The following is a 12,386-nucleotide window of genomic DNA, read 5'->3' on the forward strand; positions in this document are numbered from 1 at the left end:
CCATGCCGAACACAGAAGATAAGACTGCCAGCGTTCCACTCTGTACTGCGGTGCGAGAGCCTCCGGGAACAGTGGATCGCTGCTAGGTCCGATCATTCAAGTAAATAAAAAATACCTTTGCTGAATTTTACTTTTTTATAAAACTAATATCTATTTTGTTATGGAGTTGCTAATATTAGTGAAGTTTATTTTAAATCAGCCGAAGATGTCAACCATAACTATAACCATTTAGATCAAATTAAAGATCTATTTGATCTTGTTTCTCCAGTAAATGAAGGAGATATTGTTGCTGTAAAAATCCATCCGGGTGAATATGGAAATATTGCTTATATTAGACCAATAATTGTAAGAAAAATTGTTGATTTAATTAAGGAACAGGGCGGAAATCCATTTTTAACTGACACTACTGTGTTGTACAAGGGCCAAAGATTCAATGGAGTAGACTTACTTTTAACAGCTTTTGGAAATGGTTTCTCAGAGGCATCTATTCATGCTCCTTTTGTAGTAGCTGATGGTTTAAGAGGAGATGATGCCATAAATATAGACATTAATGGAGAGTACTTATCTAATATTAGTGTTGCTTCTGCTATATGTAAAGCTGATTCAATGATTGTTTTATCCCATTCAAAAAGTCATCCAGGGTCTGGATATGGTGGTGCAGTTAAAAACTTAGGTATGGGTTGTCTTGATAAAAAAGGAAAAACTGCGGTACATGAAGTTGGAATACCTTCAATTGATTATAATAAATGTACCTCGTGCGAAAAGTGTTTAAATCAATGTGGTTGGAATGCGTTTAAAAAAAATATTGAAGGTCAGGTATACTTAGATAAATCTCTTTGTAAGGGTGAATTGTCCTGTATTTCATGTTGTCCAAATGAAGCAATTGTACCACCAGTAGATTGCAATGAAAAGATGCAACTTAGGCTAGGTGAAGCTGCATTAGGTCCTGTAAAAGCTCTTAATCGTAAAATTGGATACATTAACTGGGCTTATGATATAGCACCTCTTTGTGACTGTTCAGATTTTTCTTTGCCGAATATAGCTGAAAATATTGGAATTTTGGCTTCAAAAGACCCAGTCGCAATTGATACAGCTTCAGTTGATTTGACGAACGAAAAAATGAAATTTGGTAGAACTGGCCTTATTGATCTTTGGGATACTGACCCAAAAATTCATTTATTTCAAGCAGAAAAAATGAATTTAGGGACCTCTAACTATAACCTTATTAAAGATATTAAATAAATAATGGAGATATTAAATCACATATGAACTCAATAGTATGCCCAAAATGTGGTAAATTCATTGAAAGTCTAATGGGCAGCTTATGTAAGGACTGCTATATTCAAAAATATGATCTTGCACATCTTCCTCATGTAATAGAAGTTGATATCTGCTCTAAATGCGGTGCAATGTTTGATCGTGGACAATGGAACGATAGAAAAGATATTGAAGAAATTATCATGGAAAAAATTGAAAAGCATTTATTAATTCATGATGAAGCTAAGAATATTGAAATAGAATATGATATTTTAAAACTTTCTACGAATAAATATAATGTTAAAGTTAAATTGGATGCTACTATTCTTGGAGAGAATTTAAAGCAGACAATTATGACTGAAGTTAGAGTAAGCTTTAGGTCATGTGATGTTTGTAGCAGAATTTCAGGTGGCTATTATGAAGGTATTATTCAATTAAGAGCCACTAATAGATTACCAACAAGAAAGGAAAAAGAAAGAAGTCTTTCAGTTACATCAGAAGTCCTTGGGGCCCAATATAATAAAGGTGATAGATTCTCGTTTATAACTGATGTTCAAGAATTAAAGGCAGGTTTAGATATATATATAGGTTCTTCAAAAGCTGGTAGAAATGTGTGCAAATCTATAGAAGAAGATTTGGGAGGGCACTTTTTAGAATCACCGTCTCTTTATGGACAAAAAGATGGAAAAGAGTTGTACAGAATTACATTCTCTATGCGTTTACCAGAATTTAAAGCTGGAGATATTGTTCATGTAAATGATAAGCTGGTTTTGATTAGGAGTGTAGGTAAGACTGTAAACGTGCTTGATTTATCAACTGGTACAAGAATATCTTTAAAACTTAAAGAGTTAGATAATGCTAACTTGGTTGGGGATATAAATAATTCGAAGAGTACTGTTCTTGTTGCAAAAGAGGATGATATGATAATGGTACTTGATCCATTTAATTATCGTACTATCACGATGAAAAAACCATTACATTTAGAGGTTGATTCTGGAAAAGAAATAGATGTGATCAAGTTTGAAGATGAGTTGTTTGTTTTACCTTAATTCAGTAAATACTTGTTTCTAAGATTTTTTAGAATAATGATTTGTATGAAAAATGTGCTTATTATAGGCTTTAGTAGTAGAAATATTGTAAAATCTGCTAATAATGCTGGATATAATGTTTATTCGATAGATTCATTTTGTGATTTTGATTGCAAATATTACTCCCAAAGCACTAGGATAATTGATTTGGGTGATAAAACAAAAAGTTGCATTTTTCAGGAAATTCATGAACTAACTAAGAGTTTTAATGTTGAATTTGATTTTGCAATACTAGGTGCTGGTTTTGAGCATATTGATTTTTCTGAATTTAGTGTACCTGTATTGAACAATAAGTATGATGTCTTGGAAAAAGTTTCAAATAAGCTTAACCTTTCAAAGGAACTATCTAAGCTTAATATTCCTCACCCAAAAATATATTGTCCATACGATATTGAAGAATGTGTTTTCCCTTTAATTGCTAAACCTATCTTAGGAGGAGGAGGAACATTTAATCAAAAATTGGAGGATTTGGAAGATTACTATAAGTTTAAAGATCATCTGGAGGTATCTTGTGGTAAGCTCACTGACTTTATTTTACAAGATTTTGTGGAAGGAGTTCCTGCAAGCGTATCTTTGATTTCAGCGGGCTCGAAATCAGTTCCACTATCTATAAATGAACAACTTATTGGTATAGAATGGCTTGGAAGCTATGCTTATACATATTGTGGTAACATTACTCCACTTAAAAATTTCTATTCAAAACAAATGGAAAAGATTGCTGCAAATATTTCTAACGAACTTAATCTATTTGGTTCCAACGGTGTAGATTTCATTTTAACTAAAAATGGGCCTATTGTTATAGAGGTTAATGCTAGGTTTCAGGGTAGTTTGGATACCGTAGAATTAGCAACTAATTTGAATCTTTTTAATGCGCATGTGAATTCTTTTAGATCTATACTTCCATCGGTTAATCCACTCAATTCCAGTTATGCAGGGAAAGCAGTTGCATATGCAGTGAAAGATTTTGTTGTAACTGATTCTATATTTGAAACAATTCTTGGCGAAAATAGTAGTGATATTCCTAACAAAGGTGATTTTATATGCACGGGTGACCCAATTACTTCTATTATAAAGAAAGGTTTTTCGAGACATGAAGTTTTACAGAGTTTATGGACATCTTCAAAAACTATATATAACTCAATTAATACTTCAGGAGAAGTTAAGTAAGTAATTAGCATATTAGATATAGCTGTACGAAAGATCTTTTTAACTTTCAAAAATAAAATTAGAGATATTAAAGTCAAAAGAATAAAGAATCAATTATTGTTCATTGTATGAAAAATTTCTAAGGCATGTACTTTAGTTGCATTATTAGAGGTGATTATTTTGGTAGATTTGAATGATCCTGTTGTTCGTGGTTACTTATCACGCCTTGTTGGAGATGATGGTTTGGAAATGATTGAAAAAATGCCTGAAGGTGATATTACTGATGAAAAAATAGCTGAAGAAACAGGCATATTGCTTAACATAGTCAGGAGAACACTTTTCATTCTTTATGAAAATAAATTAGCTGTTTGCACAAGAGAAAGAGATTCGAGTAGTGGATGGCTCACTTATCTATGGCATCTAGATTTGTCAGATATTGAACACCAGTTAGAAAAGGAAAGAAAAAAACTTCTTAGAAACTTACGAACAAGACTTGATTTCGAGGAAAACAATGTTTTTTATAGGTGTCCAGAAAGCTGCCTTCGCATGGTTTTTGAGGAAGCTACTGAGACAGAGTTTCTGTGCATCAATTGTGGAGAAGATTTGGTTTTTGAAGATAATAGTGAAATGGTAAATGCTATAAGAAAAAGGGTTGATGCACTCAATATAGATGAATCTTGAAAGTTATTTCAGATAATTGAATTAAGAAACTTTAAATAACATTGAGTGTACTATTCATACTACCCATCGAATTACGTGATTTTCTTGAATGATCATGATAAAGAACTTTACTTAGCTCTTTTGAAAAAAGCAGGTTGTTCAGAAGATGTAATAGCACATTCAATTGCGGTATCCTCACTCGCTGAGGAAATTGGGGTTAAGCTTCTATCTAAAGGAATTGATTTAGATATTGAGTTGATAATAAAAGGTGCACTCCTTCATGATGTTGGGCGTGCTGTGACTCATGATGTAACTCACGTAATAGAAGGAGTAAAACTTGCTGAAAATTTCTCATTAGAACCTGAAGTCATAGGTATCATAAAGACTCATGTTGGTGCTGGAATAACATTCAAAGAAGCACGACAATTGGGATTCCCATTAGGTACATATGTTCCACAAACTATAGAACAAAAAATAGTGGCGCATGCTGATAATTTAGTTAAAGGTAACAAAAGAATATCCTTACAAACACGTATTGAACATATGAAAAAAGAAAATATGTCTGATTATATTATTAAGAGAATTGTAAGGTTAGCAAGTGAAATTGAAAATTATTAATACGGGAAAAGAAATATATATTGCAATTGCTTATTGAATGAATAGTACTGCTTTATACAGTACATTTCATTTTTACTAACAATAACTTTTCTCATTTTTATTTGAGGTATGTTTAATGGTTGATGATAAACATTTAAAAGGTACAACTACTGTTGGCATAGTATGTAAAGACGGTGTTGTTCTAGCAACAGAGAAGAGAGCAACTATGGGTCATTTGATTGCAAGTAAAACAGCAAAAAAAATCTATCAAATTGATGATTTAGTTGGTTTAACAACTGCTGGGTCAGTAGGAGATGCTCAACAGATAGTACGACTTATAAGCGTAGAATCAAGGTTATATAAGATGAGGAGACAAGAATCTATGACCATAAAAGGAATTACTACACTCTTATCCAATGTTCTTAGTGGACAGCGATATTATCCTTTAATGGTTCAACTTCTCATTGGTGGTGTTGACAAAAAAGGGCCTAACCTATATTCATTAGATGCTTTAGGTGGTGTTATTGAAGAGACCAAGTCAGTAGCTACTGGTTCAGGTTCCCCCATAGCATATGGTGTACTTGAAGATAGGTATCATGAAGATATGGCTATTGACGAAGGTGCAGAACTTGCAATACGTGCACTTCATAATGCAATGAAGCGAGACTCTGCATCTGGTAACTCAATTGATGTTGTATGTATCACAAGCGATGGATATTCCTGCATGGAAGAAAGTGCAGTAAATGAAAAAATCCAGTCCTTAAATTAAGTATAAAGATACTTTGTTAAGTATATTCTAGATGACTTGATCTGATCTCCTAATAAGAGGTCAGTATTTTTTAAATAACTTTTAAAAATGAATGCACATTTTTGATTTTTCTGAAACAGGAAGGCTTTTTAATGGCAGTTGAAGAAATTCTAGCAGATTTAAAAAAGAAAATTGAAGATGAATTGCCCAAGGGTACTACAATTTCAAATGTTGAGTTTGAAGGCCCTCAACTGGTAGTTTATACTGAAGAGCCACGCAAATTTGCGGGAAACGGTGATATTGTAAGGAATCTGGCTAAAAACCTTAGAACAAGAATAGTTGTTAGGCCAGACCCAAAGGTCTTAGTTCCTGCAGAAGATTCAATAGAGCGTATAAAATCAATTGTTCCCGAAGATTCAGTTATATCTAACTTTTATTTTGACGAGGATGCTGGAGAGGTAATAGTAGAAGCTGAAAAACCAGGTCTTGTTATCGGAAAGCACGGTGAGACCTTACGTGAGATCACTAAATCTATTGGCTGGACCCCCAAAGTTGTCCGTACTCCTCCAATAAAATCAAGGACTGTAAATAATATTCGCGAGTTCATGCGAACAAATCTTAAAGAAAGAAAAGACATTTTAAAAACAGTTGGTAGACAAATACATCGAGAATGTACTTCTAAAGATGAATGGGTAAGAATAACATCACTTGGAGGATGTAGGGAAGTTGGTAGAAGTTGTTTTATTCTTTCAACACCAGAATCAAAGGTAATGGTAGATTGTGGAGTCAATGTCGGGTCAGATGACAATATGACACCTTATCTATATATACCTGAAGCATATCCACTCAACCAACTGGATGCAGTTATAGTGACACATGCACATCTTGATCATCAAGGTCTTATTCCACTCTTATATAAATATGGATATGAAGGACCTATTTATTGTACACCACCAACACGTGACTTGATGGCACTACTAGAACTTGATTACATCGATGTTGCAGCAAGAGATGCTAAAAAGATACCTTATGAATCAGCTGATGTTCGTGAAGTACTCAAACATACAATTACTTTGGACTATGAAGAGGTTACAGATATCGCTCCTGACATTAAACTAACATTCCACAATGCTGGTCATATTCTGGGGTCTTCAATATCTCATTTCCATGTTGGCGATGGGCTGCATAATATTGTGATGACAGGTGATTATAAATATGGCCCTACTAGACTGTTTGATACAGCTACCAATAAGTTCCCAAGAGTTGAAACTGTGATTACTGAAAGTACATACGGTAATTCCAATGCAATACAACCTTCACTCAAAGAAGCTGAAAAGAACTTGCAGAATATAGTTAAGCGAACTACCGAACGTAACGGAATTGTGATAATACCTGCTTTTGCGGTTGGTAGAAGTCAAGAAGTAATGATTGTTCTAGAAGAGGCTATAAGAAAAGGTATCATTAACGACATACCTGTTTACCTGGATGGAATGATATGGGAAGCTACTGCAATACACGCGACATATCCCGAGTATCTTAACAACGAACTTCGTAAACTTATATTTCAAAAAGGTCAGAACCCATTCCTTTCTGAAAACTTTAAACCTGTAGATTCGTATGATCTCAGACGTAATATTATTGATAATCCTCATCCATGTGTTATTCTTGCTACTGCAGGTATGATGAATGCTGGCCCAATACTTGATTATTTTAAAGCATTTGCACCTGATGATAAAAATACACTGGTTTTTGTTGGATATCAGGCCGATGGTACAATGGGTCGAAGGATTCAAAGGGGTTGGAAGGATATTCCACTACCAACAAAGAACGGTACTGAAATGATTAAGCTTAATATGGATGTAGAGATAGTTGATGGTTTCTCTGGGCACTCAGATAGAAAACAATTGATGGATTACATAAAAAAGATGAAACCAAGGCCAGAAAGAGTTTTTACAATGCACGGAGAAGAAAGTTCTTGTATTGACCTTGCTAGTTCTATATATAAAAAATATAGGCTTGAAACACGTGCACTTACCAACTTAGAAACAGTTAGACTAGTTTAAGAATTGAGTTTGATTAAATATATAGTAGAGCCCAGTAGAATTATTTGCTTGTAAAAAATTGATATTTCAGCATATTTTTATCTTAAGGCATAAAGATATTTAATTAGTTCTTGATGATTATCCAATATTTTATCAGCATCCTTTAATTTATCAGGTTTCACATAGGTAGGAATCGCTATACAATATATTCCAGCATTTTTAGCTGAAACTACTCCAAAGGTAGCGTTTTCTACGACCAAACACTCATCTGGCTCTATTTTAAGCTGTTCCAATGCATTTAAATATGGCTCTGGATCTGGCTTGCCATTATTAACATCGTTTCCTGTAATGATAACATCGAAAATATTAGGATACTGTTGATTTAATATTTCCCTGACAATTTTTTGATCTGCTCCTGAAACAACAGCCAAGCTAAACTTTATTTTAAGCTTTGTTAGACACTCATTCATACCTGTAAATTCTTTTATTTCCCAATTATTAAAAAAGTGTTCTTTTTTTAATTTAGGTAACTGATCAAAATGCTCACGCTTTGGTACTTTATTGTATTGTTCAAAGATTTTTTCTATCATGCCTTTACTATTTGAGCCTTCTAAATTGTAAATATCTTCTTTGGAAACACTTTCAATTCCTGCTTTATTAAATGTATATATCCACGACTGTGCATGGTATGGCATAGAATCGATTAAAACTCCATCCATATCAAAAATAATAGCTTTTAACATAGATGTTAATCTATTATTTGCATAGTATTTAATATTTTAATCATATATTACATCAAATTAACAAAATCATTTAAGTGTTCAATTAGATTAATATACGATATATTTATATACAAAAAACTTTAAAAGTTAATATTAAGTTTATCTTTTTAGATAATTGATAACTTAACATTAGAAACTAATTTATCTAGCAATATACTTATAGAGCTAAAACGTATAAATGGTTACCTAACATGAAATCTAGATGATTATTGTTTAGATAAGGCTAGAATACAGTCACTTTAAAAGCAAAAATTAGAAGCAAAGAGGGGATGACTTTGCAAGCAATAGTACAAGAAGCACTAAAACAAGCAGAAAATGAAAAAGCGTATAGAGAATCACTAAATGCAGCTGATGAGATCGAAACGTTCGGGCTACCCCGGATTATGATTGTTGGCTGTGGTGGTGCTGGAAACAACACAGTTAATCGATTATACAATATAGGTATAGCAGGTGCTGAAACAGTTGCGATTAATACTGATAAGCAACACCTTGATAATATAAAGGCTGACAAAAAAATCCTTGTTGGAAAAACCTTGACAAGAGGATTAGGTGCTGGCGGGTATCCTGAAGTAGGTACTAAAGCGGCAGAACTTGCTCGTGGAACTCTTGAAGAAGTGTTCAAAGACAGTGATTTGGTGTTTGTAACTGCAGGTATGGGTGGAGGCACAGGTACTGGAGTAGCACCCGTTGTAGCAGAAGTTGCTAAAGAACAGGGAGCAATTGTTGTTGGAATGGTTTCAAGTCCTTTTAGAGTAGAGCGTGCAAGGACATTTAAGGCTGAAGAAGGTTTGGAAGATTTCCGTAGAGCTGCAGATACTGTTATTGTTCTTGATAATAATAGGCTACTAAACTACGTTCCAAATTTACCTATTGAACAAGCATTTTCGGTTATGGATCAACTAATTTCAGAAACTGTTAAGGGTATTACAGAAACTATCACTCAACCATCTTTGATTAATCTTGATTATGCCGATATCAGGTCGATTATGTCATGTGGTGGTGTTGCAGTGATGCTAGTGGGTGAAAGTAAACATCAAGATAAAAGTGATGATGTTGTCCGCGCTGCTTTAAATCATCCATTGCTAGATGTTGATTATAGAGGAGCTACTGGTAGTTTGGTACACATAACAGGTGGAACAGATCTAAGCTTGAAAGAAGCTGAGGAAGTTGCAGCATCTTTAACATATGAATTATCTCCAGATGCAAATGTTATTTGGGGTGCACGAATAAGAGAAGATTATGAAGGAAAGATTCGTGTAATGGCTATCATGACTGGAGTACAGTCACCACAGATACTGGGCGAACCCTATGAAGCAAATGTGGTAGGTAGGCAAAATGTAGGTGCATCTTATGACAGCATGTATGGCAGCACTAATGCTAACATGAAAAAGAAGAGGAGGGCAACAGCTGAGCCATTGTCTTCTACTAAAAATGGTGGATCTATAATTGATATGATTCAATAAGATAAAAGAATTATAATTCTTGATAATGCCTCATATTTCAATGAGGACATTATTCATATTTTTTGAGGACTTGTATTTTTCTATTTTTATTTCAAACATAATCTTTTTAATATAATTTACTTCTATTAAGTTTATGAAAATTTTAGTTGCTACAGGCCGTTGTGCTGAAAATACTGTTAGAGAATCAGTTGGTTCTAATGCAGATGTGTTAGTTTTAGATACTGACATTGCGGCCTTTATTACACCCTATAAACTTATTAAAGCATTAAAAAGTTATCATACACAGAAATATGATATTGTTTTCATTCCTGGATTTTGTTTAGGGGACTTTTCAGTTGTTGAAGATAAATTCGATACTGAAGTTTATTTAGGCCCAAAACATGCCTATGACCTTGGGTATATTTTAAATTATACAAATGATTTTAATTTTTCAAAGACAGTTCCAGCATGTGATTTACTTTCAGGTATAAGAAAAGGGCTTGCACTTGATGAGGTAGCAGAAATAGAGTATAATTCTACTCCTCTTTTTACTTTAGAGCATCTAAAGATTGGTGGTAATTCACGGATAAAAGTGATGGCTGAGATCGTCAATGCTACATCCATGGACGAGGAAGACCTTTATTATAAAATTAAGGAATTTATCGATAAAGGTGCAGATTTAATTGATCTTGGTGCCAGTTTAACTGCGTCCCCAGAGGAGGTTGAAAGGACAGTAAATGTAGCAAAGAAATATTCTTCTGTACCTTTAAGCTTTGATTCCCTTGACCCGGAATTAATTCAAGCAGCAATCAAGAATGGTATTAATTTAATTCTTAGTTTAAATAGTAGTAATATGAACTCTTTATTAGATTTGATTATTGATAATAACGTTTCTGTAGTTATAATTCCGGATCTTGGTAAGGGTTTACAGAGTCTGATCTCGAATGTTGAAATGGCGAAGCAGCATGGAATAAAGAATATTATAGCTGATCCAGTTTTAGATTCTCTTGGATATGGATTGGTGGATTCTATTGGTAGGTATAAAGAATTTAGGTTAAGATATCCTAACATACCCATGTTCTTTGGAGTTGGTAATGTAACTGAACTAATTGATGTGGACTCAGTTGGAGTTAATGGGATTCTTTGTGGAATTGCTTATGAAACAGGTTGTTCTATTGTGTTCACTCCTGAGTTTAGTGATAAAAACCATGGTTCTATTGGAGAACTTAAAATAGCTTCTATGATGATGCTATTATCTCAAAAAAGGAACACTTCACCAAAAGACTTGGGTATTGATTTATTACAACTTAAAGAAAAACGTAAACGCTCTGTTATGGAGTTGTGTGAGAATCCACTATACGTCTCTGATTCTGTAACGTGGTTACTTGATCCTAAAGGTCCTATTAAAATAGGGATAATTCCTAAATACAGTTCTATTGGATCTAATTTTGATAAGGGCCTGATTGTAGCAAAACATGAAGAGTGCTGTTTGGTTGGCACAAACTCCAGTGCTATACTGAATAAATTAATTGAAAACAATCTCGTGTCGAGACTGGATCATGCAGGTTATTTGGGACGAGAACTTCAAAAAGCTGAGATTGCTTTGAAATTTGGTAGAAGTTATTCACAGGATGATGAATTTTGATTATATTAAGATATACTTTTTAACTATAATCATAAAGGACTTAGGTTTATATTTGATTAGAGATAGTACCAGACTAACTAAGTTTCTATGTAGTAATTTATGTTTTCAGTGCTAATAATTATTATAATGCTACAAAAAGAAACATACTTGAATAATTTCCTCTGGTTATAAGAGAATCTCCTTAAATAGTTTGATTATATTGGTTCTAAAAATAACCACGATAATAACATTAGGGAGATGTAAAATACAAGAATTTGTGCTTTATGAACAAAGTCTAATTACTGTGAAATCTTCATAGCAAGTTAAAGAGCTTGCTTACTTGTGAACACTAACTAACTAATGAAGTAAAAATAAATTCTACCTTTAAGCTGGTAGTAGTTCACTGAAGATAAATATAGGTTAAACTAAATATTAGTATTAACGTAATACGGCATTATTTTTATTACATATTTCGAGGTTTTGAGTGATGAGATTAGAACAAGAAGATAAAGAAGCAATTATAAACATAGTTGCAGCAAGATATTTCTCGTGTCAAGATTGGATTTGGATTAATTTGAAGAATGATATTGAAAAAATTTATTCGGCATATGAAGAATTAAATCAACAATATATTGAATATCCCTATATGAGCAGAGACTGGTATGTAGCGAACTCAGTAACTAAAAATATACACATGTGTTCTACATGGGATGAACTTAAAAACTTTGTTGATTTTTTGAAAGCTTATGGCAATCAATTTAACTTTTTGGTTAAAGCAGAAAAAAAATCTTTGTGTATAACTACAGAGAATGATCAAATCAGTCCAGACTATAAAATAGCTATCTCAGAAGCTCGAAAAATGGGTTATAATGTTTTTGTTTTTACAGCAAGAGTTCCTGAGAGAATTGACTTTGATTTGTCATATATCAGTGGTGGAATCTAATAGTTACAACCTTAAATCGATACATTCATATTTATTGTGTTCTATCTCAACCTGATT

At 33.3% G+C, this 12,386-nt stretch carries 11 protein-coding genes and 1 rRNA gene; 11 read left to right on the top strand and 1 reads right to left on the bottom strand.

What is annotated here, in order from left to right:
• The 8 genes from rrf to J2T59_RS06675 all read left to right on the top strand — a co-directional run.
• Positions 1 to 88, top strand: a 5S ribosomal RNA gene (rrf, locus tag J2T59_RS06640); the annotation flags it as partial.
• Between the two features lie 209 nt (positions 89 to 297).
• A complete protein-coding gene (locus J2T59_RS06645) occupies positions 298 to 1,242 on the top strand; it encodes a DUF362 domain-containing protein (protein ID WP_259135219.1) in 945 nt (314 codons plus the stop codon).
• A 23-nt stretch (positions 1,243 to 1,265) separates the two neighbouring features.
• A complete protein-coding gene (locus J2T59_RS06650) occupies positions 1,266 to 2,306 on the top strand; it encodes a 60S ribosomal export protein NMD3 (protein WP_259135131.1) in 1,041 nt (346 codons plus the stop codon).
• Between the two features lie 45 nt (positions 2,307 to 2,351).
• Positions 2,352 to 3,512 carry an ATP-grasp domain-containing protein gene (locus J2T59_RS06655; protein ID WP_259135133.1) on the top strand — a complete coding sequence of 387 codons (1,161 nt, stop codon included), beginning with the start codon at positions 2,352 to 2,354 and terminating at the stop codon, positions 3,510 to 3,512.
• 159 nt (positions 3,513 to 3,671) lie between these two features.
• Positions 3,672 to 4,172 carry a transcription factor gene (locus J2T59_RS06660; RefSeq protein WP_259135135.1) on the top strand — a complete coding sequence of 167 codons (501 nt, stop codon included), beginning with the start codon at positions 3,672 to 3,674 and terminating at the stop codon, positions 4,170 to 4,172.
• A gap of 84 nt (positions 4,173 to 4,256) precedes the next feature.
• Complete coding sequence (locus J2T59_RS06665) at positions 4,257 to 4,769, top strand: HDIG domain-containing metalloprotein (RefSeq protein ID WP_259135137.1); 513 nt, start codon at positions 4,257 to 4,259, stop codon at positions 4,767 to 4,769.
• 115 nt (positions 4,770 to 4,884) lie between these two features.
• Positions 4,885 to 5,517, top strand: coding sequence for an archaeal proteasome endopeptidase complex subunit beta (psmB, locus tag J2T59_RS06670; RefSeq protein WP_259135138.1), 633 nt, complete (start codon positions 4,885 to 4,887; stop codon positions 5,515 to 5,517).
• Positions 5,518 to 5,648: 131 nt separating this feature from the next.
• Positions 5,649 to 7,559: a beta-CASP ribonuclease aCPSF1 gene (locus J2T59_RS06675; RefSeq protein ID WP_259135139.1), complete on the top strand. Its 1,911-nt coding sequence runs from the start codon at positions 5,649 to 5,651 to the stop codon at positions 7,557 to 7,559.
• Between the two features lie 77 nt (positions 7,560 to 7,636).
• Here the strand turns inward: J2T59_RS06675 and J2T59_RS06680 are convergent, their stop codons facing one another.
• Positions 7,637 to 8,281: an HAD family hydrolase gene (locus J2T59_RS06680; RefSeq protein WP_259135140.1), complete on the bottom strand. Its 645-nt coding sequence runs from the start codon at positions 8,279 to 8,281 to the stop codon at positions 7,637 to 7,639.
• A 314-nt stretch (positions 8,282 to 8,595) separates the two neighbouring features.
• On the opposite strand from J2T59_RS06680, the gene ftsZ reads away from it, so the two are divergent.
• The 3 genes from ftsZ to J2T59_RS06695 all read left to right on the top strand — a co-directional run bounded on the left by ftsZ (position 8,596) and on the right by J2T59_RS06695 (position 12,329).
• On the top strand, positions 8,596 to 9,783 hold the full coding sequence (gene ftsZ, locus J2T59_RS06685; RefSeq protein ID WP_259135221.1) for a cell division protein FtsZ: 1,188 nt from the start codon (positions 8,596 to 8,598) through the stop codon (positions 9,781 to 9,783).
• A 133-nt stretch (positions 9,784 to 9,916) separates the two neighbouring features.
• A complete protein-coding gene (locus tag J2T59_RS06690) occupies positions 9,917 to 11,407 on the top strand; it encodes a dihydropteroate synthase-like protein (protein ID WP_259135141.1) in 1,491 nt (496 codons plus the stop codon).
• Positions 11,408 to 11,873: 466 nt separating this feature from the next.
• Positions 11,874 to 12,329, top strand: coding sequence for a hypothetical protein (locus J2T59_RS06695; protein ID WP_259135142.1), 456 nt, complete (start codon positions 11,874 to 11,876; stop codon positions 12,327 to 12,329).
• Positions 12,330 to 12,386 lie beyond the last annotated feature (57 nt).

The sequence above is a fragment of the Methanosalsum natronophilum genome, assembly GCF_024808815.1.
Taxonomy (GTDB): Archaea; Halobacteriota; Methanosarcinia; order Methanosarcinales; family Methanosarcinaceae; genus Methanosalsum; species Methanosalsum natronophilum.